Here is a 19,748-nt window from a genome sequence, read left to right as displayed (position 1 = left end):
CCACCGCCGGTCCGCGACCCGCCCCGGCCGGCGTCGCTCAGGTGCCGGGGAGGCGGAACCGGGCTCCGGGCAGGGGTTCGACCAGGCCCTCGGCGACCAGCGCGTCGAGGCAGCGCTCCCGCTGCCGCGCGGCCTGCCCCTGCTCGTCCGGGACCCCGGGCACCGGCCAGGCGGCCTGCAGCCGGTGTGCGGGGACCGGCCCCGCGGAGTCGCGCAGGACCTGCAGGAGGGTGCCCCGGCACTGCCGGTCCGTGCCGGTCCAGCGCTGACCCCGGCGCGGGGGGCCGGTGGGGGCCGGCGACCCGGCCGCGCGCCAGGCGCACACGTCGGCGAGGGGGCAGGCGGAGCACCGGGGTGCGCGGGCCGTGCACACGAGCGCGCCCAGCTCCATGACCGCCACGCTCCACGTCGCGGTCTGCTCGTCGTCCTCGGGCAGCAGCCGTGCGGCGAGGGCGGTCTCGGCCCGGGTGAGGGCGGGGGCCGGCAGGGCGAGCCCGCTGACCGAGCGCGCCTGCACCCGCCGCACGTTGGTGTCGACGACGGTGGCCCGCCGCCCGAAGGCGAAGGCGGAGACGGCCGCCGCGGTGTAGTCACCGACCCCCGGCAGGGTGCGCAGGACCGCCTCGTCGGCGGGCACCTGCCCGTCGTGGGCGTCGCGGACGGCGGTGGCGGCGGCGTGCAGGCGCAGGGCGCGCCGCGGGTACCCCAGCCGGCCCCACTCCCGCACGGCGTCCCCCGTCGGCGCGGCCGCCAGCGCCGACGGGGTCGGCCACCTGCTCATCCACCGCTCCCAGACGGGCAGGACCCGCGCCACCGGCGTCTGCTGCAGCATGACCTCGGAGACGAGCACCCCCCAGGGCGAGCGCTCCGGAGCCCGCCAGGGCAGGTCGCGGCGGTGCGCGGCATACCAGGGCAGCAGACGGTCGTGCAGGACCTCTGGGGCCGGCACGTCAGGAGTAGCGCTCGAGGATCGAGCTCTCCGCGAGCCTCGACAGCCCCTCCCGCACCGCGCGCGCCCGCGCCTCGCCGACGCCGTCGACCTGCATGAGGTCCTCGAGGCCGGCCGAGAGCAGCTGCTGGAAGGTGCCGAAGTGCGCCACCAGCCGGTCCACGATCGCCCCGGGGAGGCGGGGTATGCGGTGCAGCAACCGGTAGCCGGAGGGGCTGAGCTGCTGGTGGTCCATGCCGTCGCCGACGACCGTGATGCCCAGGCAGCGGGCCACGGCCGCAAGGTCCAGGAGCTCGGTGCTGTCCAGCGCGCCGAGCGCCGCCTGCACCTGCACCGGGTCCCGGGCCCCGTCGGAGGCGCCGATGTAGTCGCGGACGACGAGGGCGCGCTCGCGCTCGACCCCACCGGTCATCTCCTCCAGCTGCAGGCCGATGAGCCGTCCGTCCACCCCCAGCTCGACGACGTACTGCTCGATCTCGGCGCTGATGCGGCGCACCATCTCCAGCCGCTGCAGCACCGAGGCGAGGTCCCGCACGGTGACGAGGTCCTCGATCTCGAGCGCGGACAGCGTCCCGGTCACCTCGTCGAGCCGCGAGCGGTAGCGCTCCAGGGTCTGCAGGGCCTGGTTGGCCTGCGCCTGCAGCTGGCTGCGGTCCTCGAGGACGTGCCGGATGTCGCCGACGTAGAGCGCGATGAGGGACATGGACTGGCTCACCGAGATGACGGGGAAGCCGGTCTGCTTGGCGGTGCGCTCGGCGGTGCGGTGCCGGGTGCCGCTCTCGCGGGTCTCGATGGTGCGGTCCGGAGCCAGCTGGGTGGCCGCTCGCACGATGCGGGTGCCGTCCCGGCTCAGCACGATGCCCCCGTCCATCTTGGCCAGCTCCCGCAACCGGGTGGCGGAGAACTCGACGTCGAGCTCGAAGCCTCCGGTGCTGATGGAGTCGACCGTCCGGTCGCTGCCGAGGACGATGAGCGCCCCCGTCCGACCGCGCAGGATGCGCTCCAACCCGTCCCGCAGGTCGGTGCCCGGTGCGACCGCGCCCAGGGTGGCGCGCAGCAGGGCCTCGTCGTTGCGCTCAGGCATGCCCACCTCCCTCCTGTTGCGCAGCCGGCGGTGCTCGCGTGCCGGTGGGGCACTGGGCCGATCCTAGGCGGCCCCGCGGTCCGCTCCGGCGAGCCGGTCGGACCGTTATGGATTCTTGATCAGCGGCCCGGTGCCGCGGACGCGGTCGCGCCGGTGCTCGCCTGCGCCGCCGCGAGCACCAGGGCGACGGCGTCGCTCAGCGTCGCGACCTCGTGCACGCGCATGCCGGCAGGCGGACGACCCTCGGTGAGCGAGCCCACCGGGATGACCGCCTCGGTGAAGCCGATGCGGGAGGCCTCGGCCAACCGCCGCGGTGCACCCGTCACCGGGCGCAGGTCGCCGGACAGGCCCACCTCGCCCACCGCGATGGTGCTCACCGGCAGCGCCAGGTCGGCCTTGGCGCTGGTCAGGGCCAGGGCGAGCGCGAGGTCCGCGGCCGGCTCGGAGAGGCGCACCCCGCCGACGGTCGCGGCGTAGCAGTCGTCCTTGGCCAGGGGGACCCCGCCGCGCTGCCCCAGCACGGCGAGGACCATCGCCAGCCGGGCCGGGTCGAGCCCGCTCGTCGTCCGCCGGGCCGACCCGGCAGCCGCCTCGCTGACCAGTGCCTGCACCTCCGCGACGAGCGGCCGCCTGCCCTCGAGGGTCACCGTCACGCAGGTGCCGGGCACCGGCCGGTCGCGGCTGGACAGGAAGAGGTTGCTGGGGTCCGCGAGACCCGAGATGCCGGAGTCGCCGAGGTCGAAGCAGCCCACCTCGTCGGTCGGGCCGAACCGGTTCTTGACCGCCCGGACCAGGCGCAGCCGGCTGTGCCGCTCGCCCTCGAAGGCGACGACGACGTCCACCAGGTGCTCCAGCACCCGGGGGCCGGCGATGCCGCCGTCCTTGGTGACGTGCCCGATGAGGACGGCGGCGGTCCCGCGGGTCTTGGCCGCCTGGATGAGGGCCGAGGCGACCTCGCGCACCTGCCCGACGTTGCCGGGGGCCCCCTCGACCTCGGCACTGGCCACCGTCTGCACCGAGTCGACGACGAGCAGGTCGGGGTCGGTCTGCTCGAGCTGTCCGAGGATCGTCGCGAGGTCGGTCTCCGAGGCGAGGTAGAGGGTGTCGGCCACGGCTCCGATGCGCTCGGCCCGCAGCTTGACCTGGGCGGCGGACTCCTCCCCGGAGACGTAGAGCACCGACCGGCCCTCGCGGGCCGCGCGGGCGGCGACGTCCAGCGCCAGGGTCGACTTGCCGATGCCGGGCTCGCCCGCCATGAGCACGACCGCGCCCGGCACGATCCCGCCCCCCAGCACGCGGTCGAACTCGCCGACCCCGGTGGGGCGCGCCTGGGCGGCGTCGGCGTCCACCGTCGCGATGGGCACGGCCGGCCGGGAGGGACGCACCGCGCTGGTGCGGACCGTGGCCGCCCCACCGCTCTCGGAGACGGTGCCCCACGCCTGGCACTGCGGGCACCGCCCCGCCCACTTCACGCCCTGCCAGCCGCACTCCGTGCAGCGGTATGCCGTCCTGTTCGCCTTGGCCACGCCCCCAGGGTAGGTGCCGGTCCCGACAGTCCCGCCGCGTCGGGCACGGCGCCGGGACCCGGCCGGGCGCAGGCCCGGCCGGCGGTCCGCCGCACGCCTGTGGGTCCGTCCCCGGGGAGGTGCGGCATCATGGCCCGCATGCGCCTGGGTGTCATCGACGTCGGATCGAACACGGTCCACCTGCTGGTCGTGGACGCCCACCCCGGCGGCCACCCGACGCCCGACTTCTCGCACAAGGTGGAGCTGCGCCTCGCCGAGCACCTCACGGAGACCGGAGACATCAGCCAGGAGGGGGCGCAGACGCTCGCCGGGTTCGTCGCGGACTGCGTGGAGGTCGCCGAGAGCCGAGGGGCGACCGAGCTGCTGCCCTTCGCCACCAGCGCGATCCGTGACGCCGGCAACACCGACGAGGTGCTGGCCCTGGTGCGGGACCGCTCGGGGGTCGAGCTCGACGTCCTGCCGGGGCAGGAGGAGGCGCGGACGACCTTCCTGGCCGCCCGACGGTGGTTCGGCTGGTCCGCCGGCCGCCTGCTCACCGTGGTCATCGGCGGCGGCTCCCTGGAGCTGGCGGCCGGGCTCGACGAGCAGCCGGACGTCGCGGTCTCCCTCCCTCTCGGCGCCGGCCGGCTGAGCCGTGAGCTGGCGCACGACCCCCCGGAGCCGGCCGAGACCAGGGCCTTGCGCAAACGGGTCCGGTCCGAGGTCGCCGCCGCCCAGCCGGCCCTCACCAAGGTGGGGACGCCCCAGCTCGTGGCCGGCACCAGCAAGACCGTCCTCGAGCTGAGCGGTGTCGAGGAGCTGGCGGTCTGCCCGTGGGCGCTGCGCGAGGGCCTCATCCTGCGCTTCCTGGACGGGCTCGGCCGATGACCGCGCGCATCCCCGTCCACCTGTCCACGTCCTCGGTCTACCCCGAGAACGCCGCCTACGCCTTCGACCTGGCCGAGCGGCTCGGCTACGACGGTGTCGAGATCATGGTCTGGACCGACCCGGTGACGCAGGAGGCGGGGGCGCTCAGCGCGCTGGCCGCCCTGCACGAGCTGCAGATCGGCGCCATCCACGCACCGACCCTGCTGCTGGCGCAGCGGCTGTGGGGCTGGGAGCCCTGGGGCAAGATCGAGCGGGCGCTCGACCTCGCCCACGACGTGCAGGCGCAGTGCGTGGTCGTCCACCCGCCGTTCCGCTGGCAGCGGGGGTATGCCGAGGGCTTCGTCGAGGGGGTGGCGCAGCGGCAGGAGCGCTGGGGCATCCCCATCGCGGTGGAGAACATGTTCCCCTGGCGTACCGGAGGCTCGGCCATGCAGGCCTACCTCCCCGGCCCCGACCCCCGCGACTACCCCTACAGCGACGTGACCTTCGACATCAGCCACGCCGCCACGGCCGGGGAGGACGCCCTCGACATGGTGCGCGACCTGGGGGACCGGGTGCGCCACGTGCACCTGGGGGACTCCTTCGGCTCCTTCCGCGACGAGCACCTCGTCCCCGGACGCGGCGACCAGCGCTGCCGCGAGGTGCTGGAGCACCTCGTGGCCACCGGCTTCCCCGGGGTGGTGAGCCTCGAGGTCGGGACGCGCACCATGAAGACCGCCGAGCGGGAGGCGGCGCTGGCCGAGTCGCTGGCCTTCGCCCGTGAGCACCTGGGCCAGCACGACCTCCCGGGTGCCCGGGGGGTCTGAGCGGTCGTGGCTGCCGAGGCCAGACGGGGCCCGCGGCGGGGCGAGGACACCCGGGCGGCGATCCTGGAGGCGGCCCGGGGCGAGTTCGCCCGGGCCGGGTATGCCGGGACCAGCCTGCGCGCCGTCGCTCGGGCGGCCGGGGTGGACCCGGCGCTGGTGCACCACTACTTCGAGGGCAAGGACGACCTCTTCGCGCAGTCGGTGGTGCTCGTCTCGCTGCCCGGCCCCCCGGCGTCGCTGGCGGCGCAGGTGATGGAGGGGCCGCGCGAGGAGGTGGGGCTGCGGGCGGTGCGGACCTTCCTGGGGGTGTGGGAGGCCCGCAGGTCGAGCTTCGAGGCCCTGCTGCGCAGCATCGTCACCAGCGAGGAGGTGGCGCGGGCCGTGCGCGAGTTCCTCACCCAGGAGATCTTCGGGAGGGTGGTCTCGGGTCTGGAACCCGGGCTGGAGGAGGACGAGCGCGACCTGCGGGCCGGTCTCGCCGCCACCGCGGCGACGGGCCTGGCGATGGGGCGCTACGTGGTGCGGCTGCCGGGGGTCGCCGACGCCGACCCGGAGACCCTCGTGCGGCGCGTAGGCCCGGTGCTCCAGGGCTACCTGCTGCCTCGCTGAGGCCGGTCGGGTCCGGGGCCTTGCGGGGGCGGACGCGGCGGGAGTATTTTCATCACATGATGAAATATGCCGTGCGGACCGAGGGGCTGACCGTGCGCCGCGGACGGCACGAGGTCCTCCTGGACGTCGACCTGGCCGTCCCGGTCAGCCAGGTGGTCGGCCTGCCGGGGCCCAGCGGTGGGGGCAAGTCCACCCTGATGCGCTCCGTCGTCGGGGTCCAGGAGCGGGTGTCGGGGACGGTCGAGGTGCTCGGCGAACCGGCCGGGTCGGCGGCCCTACGCCGCCGGGTCGGCTACGTCACCCAGAGCCCGAGCGTCTACCGGGACCTCACCGTCGGCCAGAACCTGCGCTGATTCGCGACCCTCGTCGGCGCGGACGGCGATCGGGTCGACCAGGTCCTCGGGCAGGTCGACCTGGGCGCGCAGGTCGACCAGCGGGTGGCCGACCTGTCCGGCGGCCAGGCCTCCCGGGTGTCCCTCGCGGCCGCCCTCGTGGGCAGCCCCGAGCTGCTGGTCCTCAACGAGCCCACCGTGGGCCTGGACCCGGTGCTGCGCCGCAGCCTGTGCCAGCTCTTCACCGCGCTCGCCGCCGCCGGCACCACGGTGCTCGTCAGCAGCCACGTCATGGACGAGGCCGCCCGGTGCGACCGGCTGGTCCTGCTGCACGAGGGGCGCATCCTCGCCGACGACACCCTCCCGGCCCTGCTGGAGCGCACCGGGGCCGACGACGCCGAGGGTGCCTTCCTCCACCTGGTCGACGACGCCACGGGCGCCCGGACCGCCTCGTCGGCGTCCGGGCCGGCACCCCGCCGGAGGCGGCGATGAACCCCACCCGCACCGCCGCGACCGCCCGCCGCGTGCTCGCCCAGCTGCGGGCCGACCGGCGCACCCTGGCGCTCATGCTCGTGGTCCCCTGCGTCCTGCTGGGGCTGCTGGCCTGGATGAGCCTGGACACCCCGCTCTTCGACCGCTCGGGGGCCCAGCTGCTCAGGCTTTTCCCGCTCCTCGTGATGTTCGTCGTCACCAGCGTGACGACCCTGGCCGAACGGACCTCCGGCACCCTGGAACGGCTGCTCTCCACCCCGCTGGGCAGGACCGACTTCCTGGCCGGGTACGCCCTGGCCTTCGGTGCCATGGCGGTCCTGCAGGCCCTCGTGGCCACCGGGTTCGCCGTCTGGGTGTGCGGGCTGGAGGTGCAGGGACCGGTGGGGTGGCTGGTGGTCGTCGCCGTCGCGAGCGGGGTCCTGGGCGCCTCCCTGGGTCTGCTCGCCCGTGCCTTCGCCCGTACCGAGTTCCAGGCGGTCCAGTTCATGCCCGCCTTCGTGCTGCCGCAGCTGCTGCTCTGCGGGCTGTTCGTGCCGCGTGACCAGATGCCGCGCGCGCTCGAGCTCCTCTCGGCCGCCCTGCCCCTGTCCTACGCCGTCGACGCCCTGGGTGCCGTGGCCACCACCGTGGCGCCCGCGGGGGAGCTGAGTGCCGATCTGGCGGTGCTGGCCGCCTTCGTCGTGGGCTCCCTCGCGCTCGCCTCGCTCACCCTGCGACGGCGCACCCCGTGAGGCGTAGCCTGTGGCCATGGAGCTCGCCGACCTCAACCCGTCCGCCCTGATGCGCCAGACGCTGCTGGGCGTCAGCCGCAACACGACCCTGCGCCAGGTGATCGAGCAGGCTCCGGTGAGCCGGGACGTCGTCCGGCGGTTCGTCGCCGGTGACAGCACCCCGGACGCCGTGCGCGTGACGGGCGAGCTCGTCGACACCCACCGGCAGGTGACCATCGACTACCTCGGCGAGGACACGACCGACCCGGCGCAGGCCGAGGCCACGAGGGACGCCTACCTGGGGCTCATCGCGGCCCTGTCCGAGGCGGGCCTGACCCAGAACGGCGCGGCGGAGGTGAGCCTCAAGCTCTCGGCCCTCGGCCAGTTCCTGGGCCGCGACGGCCACGCCATCGCGCTGGACAACGCCCGGGTCATCTGCCAGGCAGCGGCCAACGCCGGCACGACGGTCACCCTGGACATGGAGGACCACACCACCACCGACCCGACGCTGTCCGCCCTCGCCGAGCTGCGCCAGGACTGGCCGTGGGTGGGCGTGGCGCTGCAGGCCTACCTGCACCGCACCGAGCAGGACTGCCGAGACCTCGCCCACGAGGGGTCGCGCATCCGGCTGTGCAAGGGCGCCTACAAGCAGCCGGAGTCGGTCGCCTTCCAGGACAAGGACGACGTCGACAAGGCCTACGTCCGGTGCCTCAAGATCCTCGTCGAGGGTCAGGGGTACCCGATGATCGCCACCCACGACCCGCGCCTGGTCGAGATCGCCTCGGTGCTCGTCGCCAAGGCCCAGCGCGACGCCGACAGCTACGAGTTCCAGATGTTGCTGGGCATCCGCCCGGACGAGCAGTTGCGCCTCGCCGGGGCCGGGTCCCGCATGCGGGTCTACCTGCCCTACGGCGAGGACTGGTACGGCTACCTCGTGCGTCGGATGGCCGAGCGCCCGGCCAACCTGACCTTCTTCCTGCGCAGCCTCGCGACCAAGGGCTGACCGCGGTGCCGATCGCTCTCCTCGGGGCCGGCGTCATGGGCAGCACGCTCGCCGCGGCGCTCATCCGATCCGGTCACGACCCCGCCGACCTCGTCCTCAGCGACCGCGTCAGCGCCCGGGCCGAGCAGGTCGCGGCCCAGCACGGCACCCGGCACGACGCGCCGGCGGCCGCGGCGGGGGCCGCCGACGTCGTGGTGCTGGCGGTCAAGCCGCAGGACATGGCCGCCCTGGTCGCCGAGATCCGTGACCAGGTGCGCCCGGACGCCCTCGTGGTGTCCATCGCCGCGGGCATCACCACGGAGTTCCTCGAGCGCCGGCTGCCGGAGGGCACCTCGGTGGTGCGCGTCATGCCCAATACCCCGGCGCTGGTGGACCAGGGCATGTCCGCCATGAGCCCGGGGCGGCACTGCACCCCGGAGCAGGTGGAGCGGGCGCGAGCCCTCATGGCGCACGTCGGCCGGGTCGTGGTGCTCGACGAGGGTCACCAGGACGCGGTGACGGCGATCAGCGGCAGCGGCCCCTCCTACATCTTCTACGTGGTGGAGGCGATGATCGAGGCGGGGGTGCTGCTCGGGCTCCCGCGCGACACGTCGACCGAGCTCGTCGTCCAGACGTTGTATGGTGCGGCCACGATGATCCGGGAGACCGGGACCCACCCGACGGTGCTGCGGGAACAGGTCTCCAGCCCGGGTGGCACCAGTGTCGCCGCCCTGCGGGCGCTCGAGGATCACAAGGTCAGGGCCGCCTTCCTGACCGCCATGGAGGCGGCCGCGAGGAGGTCGCACGAGCTGTCGCCGCGCGAGGAATGAGCCTCGGTGCCGTGTCACCGAGTGTTCACCCGTGACGGCGGGGCCCGGGCGACGCGTGTGAAAGAGTAGGCAGCTATGAGCGAGATTCACGTACGCGTGCTGGGCCCTGACGAGTGGGCGTCGTACAAGGACGTCAGGCTGCGAGCCCTGCGTGAGTCCCCGGAGGCCTTCGTCGCCTCGGCCGAGGAGGAGGAGGCCTTCCCCGACTCCCGCTGGCAGGAGCGGATGGAGCGCTCCCGCCGGGTCCTGGCCCACGACGGTGACGAGGTCGTCGGCGTCGTCAGCGTCGGCACCGGCCACCGGACCAACATCCCCGGCGCCGGCGAGCTGTTCGGCCTGTGGGTGGCGCCGGCCCGCCGGGGCACCGGCGTGGCCCGACGCCTGCTCGAGAAGGCCGCCAAGGTGGGGCGCGAGATCGGCCTGCGTCAGCTCGTCTACTGGGTGGGGACCGACAACGGGCGCGCCGTCGCGTTCGCCTCGAGCTTCGGCTTCCGACCGACGGACGACCGGCGTCCCATGCGCATCCGCGGGGTGGACGAGGAGGACGCCGAGTCCGAGGAGATGATGATGGTCTACCCGCTCGGTGACGCCGCCGGGGTGCCGACCTCGCTCTGAGCCGTGACTCGCGTGGTCTAGCGTGAGCCCATGACGTCGTCGTGGGTGATGTGGGACGAGCGCTACGCGGCCTACGACTTCGGCCTGGGGCATCCCATGCACCCCAGCCGCCTGCTCCTCACCCACCGCCTGGCGCTGGACCTGGGGCTGCTGGGGCACGAGGACGTGCGGCTGCTGCCGGCCCGGCACGCCACGGACGACGAGCTGCTCACGGTCCACACCCGCGATCTCGTCGAGGTGGTGCGCGAGGCGTCCGCCGACCCCTCCCTCGCCCGCGGGCGACAGGGGGTGGGCACCGAGGACACCCCTGCCTTCGCCGGGATGCACGACGCCTCCACGCTGGCCGTGGGGGCGACGCTGGAGGCCTGCCGCGCGGTGTGGTCGGGCGAGACGGTGCGCGCGTGCAACATCGCCGGCGGCCTGCACCACGCGATGCCGCAGGCCGCCTCCGGGTTCTGCGTCTACAACGACATCGCCGTCGGGATCCAGGACCTGCTGGACTCCGGCGCCGAACGCGTCCTCTACCTCGACCTGGACGTCCACCACGGCGACGGGGTCGAGCGCTGCTTCTGGAACGACCCGAGGGTCATGACGGTGTCGATCCACGAGACGGGCCGGGCGCTGTTCCCCGGCACCGGCTTCCCGGGAGACACCGGCGGCCCCCGGGCCCCGGACACGGCGGTCAACATCGCCCTCCCCCCGGGCACCGGGGACGAGGGGTGGTTGCGGGCCTACCAGGCCGTGGTCCCGACCCTCGCCCGGGCCTTCGACCCGCAGATCGTCGTGAGCCAGCACGGCTGCGACTGCCACTACGCCGACCCGCTGGCCCACCTCGCCGTGTCGATGGAGGCGCTGGCGGTCGCCTACGGCTGGGTCCGGGACCTGGCCGACGACCTGACGGAGGGCCGCTGGGTCTCCCTCGGCGGTGGGGGGTACGAGCTGGTCGAGGTGGTGCCCCGCGCCTGGACGCACCTCATCGGGGTGGTCACGGGCCGGCCGGTCGACCCCACCACCCCCGTCCCGGAGACCTGGCGGAGCCACGTGGAGGAGGTCTACGGACAGGACGCCCCGCGGACCATGGGGGACCGAGGCGGCCGGGAGATCCGGGTCCGTCGGTGGGAGGACGGTCACGACCTCGACGACCCGGTCGACCTGGCCGTCATGGCGACCCGCCGAGCCTGTTTCCCGGGCTGGGGACTGGACCCCTACCTCGACTGAGGGCCGGTCGCGCGGCGTGTCCGCTCGCCAGCACCATCGAGGCACACGGCGCCCACCTGCATCTTTGGTCACGCACGGCGTGTCGCGCTGGACAAATTTGTCGTCACGACTTTCGCAACCTGCACTCCTGCCCCTAGTGTTAGCCCGACAACGGAGGCAGGCAGCATGCCGGAGGGGAAGCCGCGCGCGCTGCCTGCACATATTTGAGAGACGGGATGCGTCCTATGGCAGATGAGCGCCAGCTCGCTGAGATGACGTTCATGACCGTGGCCGAGGTGGCTGCCGTCATGCGTGTGTCGAAGATGACCGTGTACCGGCTGGTGCACTCGGGCGAGTTGCCCGCGGTGCGCGTCGGCCGGTCCTTCCGGGTGCCCGAGAAGGCGGTGCACGCCTACCTGGAGGAGTCCTACCACGGCACCGCGTGACCCCGTCCCCGCCGGTCGTCGGCGGGCGCCCGCCCGCCGGGTGACCCCGGCTTTTGGGAGCCCGGCGCCCCTCGCGCTACGCTGACGTGGCTGTGCAGCGCCGCCCGACGTCCTCCTGGACCGGGCCGCCGGCTGCACCACCCGGACCGACGACGAGAAGGATGGCCCCATGGGCTCTGTGATCAAGAAGCGCCGCAAGCGGATGGCCAAGAAGAAGCACCGCAAGCTGCTGCGCAAGACGCGTCACCAGCGTCGCAACAAGAAGTAGGACGTCCGGCGACACCGCCGACGACCCGACCGAGGCGCCCCGTGACCCGGGGCGCCTCGTCGTCTCCGGAGGGAGGGTCCATGCGCCTGCCGCGACGATCCCGCGCGCCGCGCGTCGAGATGCTGTCGCGCCCCGGGTGCCACCTGTGCGAGCAGATGCTCCGGGTGGTCTCGCAGCAGGTGCCCGACGTGGTCGTCCGGGACATCGACGCGGAACGTCGGGCAGGGGTCATGGACGAGGGTGAGCACGACGGCTGGACCACCCAGGTGCCCGTGCTGCTCGTCGACGGGGAGCCCGTCGCCCGCTGGGAGATCGACCCGGCCGACCTGCGGACCGCCCTGTCCTCCGGGCGGCGTCGGTAGCGCTGCGCCGGAGCCGTCGGCCCGGCGCCGTTTTGGAGGAAGACGGGGTCCGAGCCTAGAGTTGACGGGGTCCGCGCCGATCGGTGCACGAGGGTCTGATATAAGCCCCCGCCGGGTCGGCGCTGCCCATCCAGAGAGGAGCCGGTGCCGCCGTGATGGCTGAGTCGAACCGGCGAGGTGTGCCAGAGGCCACCGTCGGCAGACTCCCGGGCTACCTGCAGGCGCTGTCCACCCTCGCCGAGCAGGGGCGGGCCTCGATCTCCAGCGAGGAGCTCGCCGGTCTCGCGGGTGTGCGGTCGGCGCAGGTGCGCAAGGACCTCTCCCACCTCGGGACCTACGGCGTGCGCGGTGTGGGGTATGACGTCGCCCGGCTCGCCGAGCAGGTCTCGGCCGAGCTCGGGCTGAGCCGGGACTGGCCGGTGGTCATCGTGGGCATGGGCAACCTCGGGCGAGCGCTGGCGAGCTACGAGGGTCTGGCGACCCGGGGCTTCCACGTCGTCGCCCTGGCCGACAACGACCCCGCCGTGGTGGGGAGCCGGGTCGAGGGGATGACGGTGCAGGCGCTGGGGGACCTGCGTCCCGACGGTCCGGTGGCGGTCGGCGTCATCACGACCCCGCCGCACGCCGCCCAGGAGGTCGCCGACGTCCTGGTCGGACTGGGAGTGCACTCCCTGCTCACCTTCGCCCCGGGGGTCCTCGAGGTCCCCTCGGACGTGGACGTCCGCCGCGTGGACCTCGCCACCGAGCTGCAGATCCTGACCTTCCACCAGCACCAGCGCGCGGTGGCGGTCCCGGGGTCCGGCGTGGAGGAGGTCTCGTGAGCGCGCTCGTGGTGGGGCTGTCCCACCGTTCGGCCCCCATCTCCCTGCTCGAGCAGGTGGTCCTGGACGACGAGGCGTCGCACCGGCTCGCGTCCCGGCTCCGCGCCGGCGACCACGTCCACGAGGCGCTGGTCCTCTCGACCTGCAACCGGTTGGAGGTCGTCGTCGAGGCCGGCACCTTCCACGGGGCGCTCGAGGAGATCGGCGCGGCCCTGACCGAGGTCGGGGGGCTCACCCGGGACCAGCTGACCGAGCACCTCTTCGTCCACTACGACGACCGTGCGGTCGCCCACCTCTTCGAGCTGGCCTGCGGGCTGGACTCCATGGCCGTCGGCGAGAGCCAGGTGCTCGGCCAGCTCCGCCAGGCGCTCGCGCAGGCCCAGCGGCACGGGCACCTGGGGGCCTCGCTCAACCCCCTCGTGCAGCAGGCCCTGCGGGTCGGCAAGCGGGCGCACGCCGAGACCGGCATCGACGGGGTCTCCCGGTCGCTGGTCACCCTCGGTCTCGACCAGGCCCGGGCGGTGCTCGGTGACCTGGGTGGCGCGCGCACCGTGGTCATCGGCGCCGGCGCGATGTCGGGGCTGGCGGTCGCCACCCTCGTGCGCGAGGGCGTCGGCGACGTCGTCGTGGTCAACCGCACCCCGGCCCGTGCCGCGCGGCTGGCGGAGCAGCACGGCGTGCGTGCCCTGCCCTGGGCCGACCTCGCCGCCGCGGTCGGGTCCGCGGACCTGGTGCTCACCTGCACCGGCGCCGTGGGTCACGTCCTCGACGAGCCCCTCGTCGCTCGCGCCCGGAGCCACGCCGGCCGCAGCGGTGCGCCGACGGTCCTGCTCGATCTCGCCCTCCCGCGCGACGTCGACCCGACGGTCACCCGCCTGCGCGGCGTCCACCTCTGGGGTCTGGCCGACCTCCAGCGTCCCGCGCAGGAGCGCACCGACCCCGGTACGGGCGAGCCCGGCCCCGTCGAGGCCGTCCGTGGGCTGGTGACCAGCGAGGTCGCCGGCTACCTCGCCGAACGCCACGCGGCCCGGCTGGGGCCCACGCTGGCCGCGCTGCGCACCAGCGCCGCCCGCGTCGTCGACGCCGAGATGAGCCGGCTGGACCACCGGCTGCCGCACCTGCCGGAGGACGAGCGTGCCGAGGTCAGGCAGACCGTGCAGCGCGTCGTCGACAAGCTGCTGCACACGCCGACCACCCGGGTCAAGCAGCTGCAGGCCGGCTACGACGAGGTCCCCGCCGACTACGCGCACGCCCTGCGCGAGCTCTTCGACCTCGACAGCCGTGAGGTCGCGAGCGTGTCGACACCACCGCTCGGCGTGGTCGAGAGGGCCGCGGACCCCACGGTGGACGGGGGCGGCGATGACTGACCCCGGCACGGGAACCACCGCCCCGGCCGACGCCACCCGCCCGCTCCGGCTCGGCACCCGCCGCAGCGCGCTCGCCACCAGCCAGTCCGGCTGGGTCGCGGACCGGCTGCGCGCGGCCGGGCGCGGGGTCGAGCTGGTGCTGGTCACGACCGAGGGCGACACCTCGCGACGTAGCCTCACCGAGATCGGCGGCACGGGCGTCTTCGCCTCCGCCCTGCGGGGGGCCCTGCTCGACGGCCGCATCGACCTGGCCGTCCACTCCCTCAAGGACCTGCCCACCGCCCCGGCCGACGGCCTGGTGGTGGCGGCGGTCCCCGAGCGGGAGGACCCGCACGACGTCCTGGTCGCCCGCGACGGCCTCGCGCTCCGGGACCTGCCCCCCGGCGCGGTGGTCGGCACGGGGTCACCGCGACGAGCCGCCCAGCTGGGGTTGCTGCGCCCGGACCTGGAGGTCCGCGACATCCGCGGCAACGTCGACTCCCGCATCCGGATGGTCCGTGACCAGGTGCTGGACGCCGTCGTCCTGGCCCGGGCCGGACTGGCCCGGCTGGACCGGCTGGACGAGGCCACCGAGGTCCTCGGCACCGACGACATGGTGCCGGCCGCCGGCCAGGGGGCGCTCGCCGTCGAGTGCCGGGCCGACGACACCGGGCTCGCGGCCGAGCTGGCCGAGATCCTCGACCACCCCGCCACCCGGGCGCAGGTCAGCGCCGAGCGGGCCGCGCTCGCCGCGCTCGAGGCGGGCTGCACCGCCCCCGTGGGCGCCCTCGCCGAGCCGGGCTCGTCCGACGAGCGCCACCCCGCGGACGACCCGTCGTCCGCCACCCTCGTCCTGCACGCCTTCGCCGCCCTGGACACCGGGGCCCAGCGACGCGTGACGTCCGGCGCGGTCGACGCGCCGGAGGAGCTGGGCCGTGCCATGGCCGCGCTCCTGCTGAACCGTCCCGACCCGACCGGCCTCGTCGCCGCCGGGTCACACACCCCGGAGTCCGACCTGTGAGCACCGACGCCGCCCCCGTCCACCTGACCCACGCCTCCCTGCCCACGAGCGCCGCCGCCCGCGTCGCCTTCGTCGGTGCCGGTCCCGGTGACCCGGGGCTGCTCACCGTGCGGGCGCGGGACTACCTCGCGGTCGCCGACGTCGTCGTCGTCGACGCGGCCACCCAGGAGCAGGACGTGCGCTCCTGGGTGGGGGAGCGCACCGAGATCGTGCGCACCGTCCGTGGCGAGGAGGGCCCGGCCCTGACCCCCGCCGCCCGGTCCAAGCTGCTCGTCCGGACCGCCCGCGGTTTCGACGACGCCACCCACCTGGTGGTCCGGCTGCTCGCCGACGACGTCTCCGGCGGGTCGCTGGTGGAGGAGGCCCGCGCGTGCCACGACGCCGGGATCGCCTTCGAGATCGTCCCGGGGGTGAGCGCCGCCTGGGCGGTGCCGGCCTACGCCGGCGTGCTGCCCGACGGCCAGCGCGGCCAGGTCCACGTCGTCGACGCGGCCGACACCGGGGTGGACTGGTCCCACTCGGTCGCCGAGGAGGTGACGGTCGTCGTGCGCGGCGCCCAGGGACGCCTGCAGCGCGCCCTGCAGCAGCTGCTGCAGGCGGGTCGGCCCGCGGACAGCCCCACCGCCCTCACCGAGCACGGCACCACGACCACGCAGCAGACCCGGGTCACGACCCTCCGGGAGGCGTTGGAGGAGGCCGCTGACCTGGGCGAGGACGCGGTCGCCGTCGTCGGTCACCCGGTCGAGCTCCAGGCCGAGCTGTCCTGGTGGGAGTCCAAGCCGCTCTTCGGCTGGTCCATCCTCGTGCCGCGGACCAAGGAGCAGTCCGGGCCGATGGCCGACCGGATCGCCGGGTACGGCGCGAGCGCCTCGGTCGTCCCCACCATCAGCGTGGAGCCGCCCCGGACCCCGCAGCAGATGGACCGCGCGGTCAAGGGCCTGGTGACCGGCCGCTACGAGTGGATCGGCTTCACCTCGGTCAACGCCGTGCGGGCGGTCCGCGAGAAGTTCGAGGCGCTCGGGCTCGATGCCCGGGCCTTCGCCGGTCTCAAGCTCGCGGCCGTGGGCGGGGTCACCGCCGAGGCGTTGCGCGAGTGGGGCCTGGAGCCCGACCTCGTCCCGGACGGCGAGCAGTCGGCCCAGGGCCTGCTGGAGTCCTGGCCTCCCTTCGACGACGTCCTGGACCCGATCAACCGGGTCTTCCTGCCGCGCGCGGACATCGCGACCGACACCCTCGTGGCGGGTCTGGAGGCCATGGGCTGGGAGGTCGACGACGTGACCGCCTACCGCACCGTCCGCGCCGCGCCGCCCGCCGCCTCGGTCCGTGAGGCCATCAAGGGTGGTGCCTTCGACGCCGTCTGCTTCACCTCCTCCTCGACCGTCCGCAACCTCGTGGGCATCGCCGGCAAGCCGCACCCCCACACCGTGGTCGCGTGCATCGGACCGGCGACCGCGAAGGCGGCCGAGGAGCACGGCCTGCGGGTCGACGTGGTGGCCCCCGAGCCCAGCTCGACCAGCCTCGTCGACGCGCTCGCGGAGCACACCCGGGAGCTCATGGCGCAGGCCCACGCCCAGGGCGAGGAGTTCGTGCGCCCGAGCCGCCGCAAGCCGGCGCCGCGGCGCGCCCGGTCGCGCCGGTGACGGCATACACCCGACCGCAGGAGCGGCCGCGGCGGCTGCGGGCGACCCCGGCCCTGCGCCGGCTCGTGGCGCAGACCCGGTTGCACCCGGCCGACCTGGTGCTCCCGGTCTTCGTCCGGGACGGCATCGGCGAGCCGCAGCCGATCCGGTCGATGCCGGGCGTGGTCCAGCACACACCGACCAGCCTCGTGCGTGCCGCGCGGGAGGCCCGTGACGCCGGCGTGGGCGGTCTCATGGTCTTCGGCGTGCCGCGACCGGAGGACAAGGACGCGACGGGTCGGGCCGGGCTGAGCGAGGACGGCGTGCTCAACGCCGCGCTGCGCACCCTGCGCGAGGAGCTGGGCGACACCACGGTGCTCATGAGCGACCTGTGCCTGGACGAGTTCACCGACCACGGCCACTGCGGCGTCCTCGACGACGCCGGAGGGGTCGACAACGACGCCACCCTCGAGGTGTATGCCGAGATGGCCCTCGCGCAGGCCCGTGCGGGTGCGCACGTCGTCGGCCCCAGCGGGATGATGGACGGGCAGGTCCAGGTGGTGCGGGAGGCCCTCGACGGCGCCGGCCGCACGGACGTCGCGGTGCTCGCCTACACCGCGAAGTACGCCAGCGCCTGCTACGGCCCGTTCCGCGAGGCCGTCGCCTCCACGCTGACCGGGGACCGCGCGACCTACCAGCAGGACCCGGCCAACCGGGACGAGAGCCTGCGCGAGCTGCGCCTGGACCTCCAGCAGGGCGCCGACATGGTCATGGTGAAGCCGGCCCTGCCCTACCTCGACGTGCTCTCCGACGTGGCCGCTGCCGCGGACGTGCCGGTCGCGGCCTACCAGGTGAGCGGGGAGTACGCCATGATCGAGGCGGCGGCGTCCCAGGGACTGCTGGACAGGGACCGTATGGTGGTGGAGACGTTGACGTCGATCCGCCGGGCAGGGGCCCAGGTGGTGCTGACCTACTACGCGACGGAGGCGGCGCGACTCCTAGGAGGATGACGGGGATGGTGCGCTGGCTGGACGACGAGGAGCAGCGGGCCTGGCGCTCGATCCTGCGGGGCTCGCACCTCGTGCGGCTGCTCATGGAGGAGGCGCTGGACGAGCTGGGGGTCTCCCTCGGTGAGTACGAGCTCATGAGCATGGTCTCGGAGGCGCCGGGGGGCCGGATGCGGATGGCCGAGCTGGCCCACCTGGTGGTGCAGTCGCGCAGCCGGGTGAGCCACACCGCCAACCGGCTCGAGAAGCGCGGCTGGGTGGAGCGGGTGCGCACCCCCCAGGACCGCCGCGGCGTCGTCCTGGTGCTCACCGAGTCCGGGCAGGACCAGCTGCACAAGCTCGCGCCGGTGCACGTGCAGAGCGTGCGCTCGGCGCTGCTGGACCACCTCACCCGGGAGGAGCTCATCACCCACGGCGACCTCATGCGCCGGGTGGTGCGGGCGATCCGGCACGGCGAGGACGAGGCGCTCGACGCCGTCTAGGGCGCCCACCGGGCCGGCGCGCCGCGGCCCACTCGTAGGCTGGTCGACATGACCGCCGACCCCGTGACCCACCCGGACACCGCCCCGGCCTCCGACGCCCTCCTCGCCCGCGCGCGCTCCGTCATCCCCGGCGGCGTGAACTCCCCGGTGCGGGCCTTCCGCTCGGTCGGGGGCACGCCGAGGTTCATGGAGCGGGCGCAGGGCCCCTGGCTGTGGGACGCCGACGGGCGCCGCTACCTCGACCTCGTCTGCTCGTGGGGCCCGATGATCCTCGGCCACGCCCACCCGGAGGTCCGCGCCGCGGTCACCGAGGCCGCCGCCCAGGGCTTCTCCTTCGGCATGCCCACGGCCCGCGAGGTCGCGCTCGCCGAGGAGATCGTGGCCCGGGTGGAGCCGGTCGAGCAGGTGCGCCTGGTCAGCTCGGGCACCGAGGCCACCATGAGCGCCATCCGGCTGGCCCGGGGCTTCACCGGCCGGTCCGTCGTGGTGAAGTTCGCCGGCTGCTACCACGGGCACGTCGACGCGCTGCTCGCCTCGGCGGGGTCCGGGGTCGCGACCTTCGGGCTGCCGGACAGCCCGGGTGTCCCGGCGAGCGCGGCCGGCGAGACGGTGGTCCTGCCCTACAACGACGTCCCCGCGCTCGAGGCCGCCTTCGCCGAGCGGGGGTCGGAGATCGCGGCGGTCATCACCGAGGCCGCCGCGGGCAACATGGGCGTGGTGCCCCCGGCGCCCGGCTTCACCGAGGCGCTCCGGCGGCTCACCCGCGCGCACGGTGCCCTGCTGGTCAGCGACGAGGTGATGACGGGCTTCCGCTGCTCGGCCTCGGGCTGGCTCGGGCTGGAGGGGGTGCCCGAGGGCGGGGCACCCGACCTGTTCACCTTCGGCAAGGTCATGGGCGGCGGCTTCCCGGCCGCGGCCTTCGGGGGTCGGGCCGACGTCATGGCCCGGCTCGCCCCGGACGGGCCGGTCTACCAGGCCGGGACGCTGTCGGGGAACCCGGTCGCGTCGGCCGCCGGGCTCGCCACCCTGCAGCGGTGCACGGACGAGGTCTACCAGCGTCTGGACGAGGTGAGCGAGGCGCTCGCCGCCGCCGTGACCGACGCCTTCTCGCGCCACGGCATACCGCACCGCATCCAGTGGGCGGGCTCGATGTTCAGCGTCTTCTTCCGGGAGGGCCAGGTCACCGGCTACGAGGACGCCAAGGACCAGGACACCGCGCTCTTCGGCCGTTTCTTCCACGCCATGCTGCGCCGGGGGGTGCACCTGCCGCCGAGCTGCTTCGAGTCGTGGTTCGTCTCCGCCGCGCACGACGACGAGGCGGTCGAGCACGCGGTGCGGGCGATCGGGCAGAGCGCCGCCGAGATCGCCTGAGGGGCG

General features: G+C 74.5%; 22 protein-coding genes and 1 pseudogene. 20 read left to right on the top strand and 3 right to left on the bottom strand.

Annotated features, from left to right (window positions below; genetic code table 11):
* Nucleotides 1–37 precede the first annotated feature (37 nt).
* The 3 genes from AVL62_RS13010 to radA all read right to left on the bottom strand — a co-directional run bounded on the left by AVL62_RS13010 (nucleotide 38) and on the right by radA (nucleotide 3,559).
* A complete protein-coding gene (locus tag AVL62_RS13010) occupies nucleotides 38–949 on the bottom strand; it encodes an A/G-specific adenine glycosylase (RefSeq protein ID WP_083518946.1) in 912 nt (303 codons plus the stop codon).
* A 1-nt stretch (nucleotide 950) separates the two neighbouring features.
* A complete protein-coding gene (gene disA / locus AVL62_RS13005) occupies nucleotides 951–2,033 on the bottom strand; it encodes a DNA integrity scanning diadenylate cyclase DisA (protein ID WP_058892302.1) in 1,083 nt (360 codons plus the stop codon).
* 119 nt (nucleotides 2,034–2,152) lie between these two features.
* Entirely contained in the window at nucleotides 2,153–3,559 is a 1,407-nt protein-coding gene (gene radA, locus AVL62_RS13000; RefSeq protein WP_058892087.1) for a DNA repair protein RadA, read from the bottom strand.
* Nucleotides 3,560–3,697: 138 nt separating this feature from the next.
* On the opposite strand from radA, the gene AVL62_RS12995 reads away from it, so the two are divergent.
* The 20 genes and pseudogenes from AVL62_RS12995 to hemL all read left to right on the top strand — a co-directional run bounded on the left by AVL62_RS12995 (nucleotide 3,698) and on the right by hemL (nucleotide 19,742).
* Entirely contained in the window at nucleotides 3,698–4,426 is a 729-nt protein-coding gene (locus tag AVL62_RS12995; RefSeq protein ID WP_058892301.1) for an exopolyphosphatase, read from the top strand.
* Nucleotides 4,423–5,232, top strand: a complete 810-nt coding sequence (locus AVL62_RS12990; RefSeq protein WP_058892086.1) for a sugar phosphate isomerase/epimerase family protein — start codon at nucleotides 4,423–4,425, stop codon at nucleotides 5,230–5,232. The genes AVL62_RS12995 and AVL62_RS12990 overlap by 4 nt, the downstream gene beginning before the upstream one ends.
* Nucleotides 5,233–5,238: 6 nt before the next feature.
* Nucleotides 5,239–5,841: a TetR/AcrR family transcriptional regulator gene (locus AVL62_RS12985; protein WP_058892085.1), complete on the top strand. Its 603-nt coding sequence runs from the start codon at nucleotides 5,239–5,241 to the stop codon at nucleotides 5,839–5,841.
* A 56-nt stretch (nucleotides 5,842–5,897) separates the two neighbouring features.
* Nucleotides 5,898–6,311 (top strand): annotated as a pseudogene (locus AVL62_RS18245) (ATP-binding cassette domain-containing protein); the annotation flags it as partial.
* Complete coding sequence (locus tag AVL62_RS18240) at nucleotides 6,312–6,665, top strand: AAA family ATPase (RefSeq protein WP_419177494.1); 354 nt, start codon at nucleotides 6,312–6,314, stop codon at nucleotides 6,663–6,665.
* Nucleotides 6,662–7,396, top strand: coding sequence for an ABC transporter permease (locus AVL62_RS12975; protein WP_058892084.1), 735 nt, complete (start codon nucleotides 6,662–6,664; stop codon nucleotides 7,394–7,396). The genes AVL62_RS18240 and AVL62_RS12975 overlap by 4 nt, the downstream gene beginning before the upstream one ends.
* 16 nt (nucleotides 7,397–7,412) lie before the next feature.
* Complete coding sequence (locus tag AVL62_RS12970) at nucleotides 7,413–8,378, top strand: proline dehydrogenase family protein (RefSeq protein WP_201023271.1); 966 nt, start codon at nucleotides 7,413–7,415, stop codon at nucleotides 8,376–8,378.
* A 5-nt stretch (nucleotides 8,379–8,383) separates the two neighbouring features.
* Nucleotides 8,384–9,187 (top strand): pyrroline-5-carboxylate reductase, encoded by an 804-nt coding sequence (proC, locus tag AVL62_RS12965; protein WP_083518945.1) that lies wholly within the window; start codon nucleotides 8,384–8,386, stop codon nucleotides 9,185–9,187.
* 75 nt (nucleotides 9,188–9,262) lie between these two features.
* Nucleotides 9,263–9,802 carry a GNAT family N-acetyltransferase gene (locus AVL62_RS12960; protein WP_058892083.1) on the top strand — a complete coding sequence of 180 codons (540 nt, stop codon included), beginning with the start codon at nucleotides 9,263–9,265 and terminating at the stop codon, nucleotides 9,800–9,802.
* Between the two features lie 30 nt (nucleotides 9,803–9,832).
* Nucleotides 9,833–11,020, top strand: a complete 1,188-nt coding sequence (locus AVL62_RS12955) for an acetoin utilization protein AcuC (RefSeq protein WP_058892082.1) — start codon at nucleotides 9,833–9,835, stop codon at nucleotides 11,018–11,020.
* Between the two features lie 215 nt (nucleotides 11,021–11,235).
* Entirely contained in the window at nucleotides 11,236–11,445 is a 210-nt protein-coding gene (locus tag AVL62_RS12950; protein WP_062946265.1) for a helix-turn-helix domain-containing protein, read from the top strand.
* Nucleotides 11,446–11,614: 169 nt separating this feature from the next.
* Nucleotides 11,615–11,713, top strand: coding sequence for a 30S ribosomal protein bS22 (locus tag AVL62_RS16695; RefSeq protein ID WP_003792170.1), 99 nt, complete (start codon nucleotides 11,615–11,617; stop codon nucleotides 11,711–11,713).
* 80 nt (nucleotides 11,714–11,793) lie between these two features.
* A complete protein-coding gene (locus AVL62_RS12945; protein WP_058892080.1) occupies nucleotides 11,794–12,075 on the top strand; it encodes a glutaredoxin family protein in 282 nt (93 codons plus the stop codon).
* A 155-nt stretch (nucleotides 12,076–12,230) separates the two neighbouring features.
* Nucleotides 12,231–12,896: a redox-sensing transcriptional repressor Rex gene (locus AVL62_RS12940; RefSeq protein ID WP_058892079.1), complete on the top strand. Its 666-nt coding sequence runs from the start codon at nucleotides 12,231–12,233 to the stop codon at nucleotides 12,894–12,896.
* The gene (locus AVL62_RS12935; protein ID WP_058892078.1) at nucleotides 12,893–14,263 is read left to right on the top strand and encodes a glutamyl-tRNA reductase; all 1,371 of its coding nucleotides are present in this window, start codon (nucleotides 12,893–12,895) and stop codon (nucleotides 14,261–14,263) included. The genes AVL62_RS12940 and AVL62_RS12935 overlap by 4 nt, the downstream gene beginning before the upstream one ends.
* Nucleotides 14,256–15,263 carry a hydroxymethylbilane synthase gene (gene hemC, locus AVL62_RS12930; RefSeq protein WP_058892077.1) on the top strand — a complete coding sequence of 336 codons (1,008 nt, stop codon included), beginning with the start codon at nucleotides 14,256–14,258 and terminating at the stop codon, nucleotides 15,261–15,263. The genes AVL62_RS12935 and hemC overlap by 8 nt, the downstream gene beginning before the upstream one ends.
* Nucleotides 15,260–16,903, top strand: coding sequence for a uroporphyrinogen-III synthase (locus tag AVL62_RS12925; RefSeq protein ID WP_083518943.1), 1,644 nt, complete (start codon nucleotides 15,260–15,262; stop codon nucleotides 16,901–16,903). The genes hemC and AVL62_RS12925 overlap by 4 nt, the downstream gene beginning before the upstream one ends.
* Nucleotides 16,900–17,892: a porphobilinogen synthase gene (gene hemB, locus AVL62_RS12920; protein ID WP_058892076.1), complete on the top strand. Its 993-nt coding sequence runs from the start codon at nucleotides 16,900–16,902 to the stop codon at nucleotides 17,890–17,892. The genes AVL62_RS12925 and hemB overlap by 4 nt, the downstream gene beginning before the upstream one ends.
* Before the next feature lie 5 nt (nucleotides 17,893–17,897).
* The gene (locus tag AVL62_RS12915; RefSeq protein ID WP_083518942.1) at nucleotides 17,898–18,371 is read left to right on the top strand and encodes a MarR family winged helix-turn-helix transcriptional regulator; all 474 of its coding nucleotides are present in this window, start codon (nucleotides 17,898–17,900) and stop codon (nucleotides 18,369–18,371) included.
* 48 nt (nucleotides 18,372–18,419) lie between these two features.
* Nucleotides 18,420–19,742 carry a glutamate-1-semialdehyde 2,1-aminomutase gene (gene hemL, locus AVL62_RS12910; RefSeq protein WP_058892074.1) on the top strand — a complete coding sequence of 441 codons (1,323 nt, stop codon included), beginning with the start codon at nucleotides 18,420–18,422 and terminating at the stop codon, nucleotides 19,740–19,742.
* Nucleotides 19,743–19,748: the final 6 nt, after the last annotated feature.

The sequence above is a fragment of the Serinicoccus chungangensis genome, from assembly GCF_001483745.1.
Lineage (GTDB): Bacteria > Actinomycetota > Actinomycetes > Actinomycetales > Dermatophilaceae > Ornithinicoccus > Ornithinicoccus chungangensis_A.
Note: the sequence above shows the minus strand (reverse complement) of the source record. Positions and strands in the feature narration are given on the sequence as shown.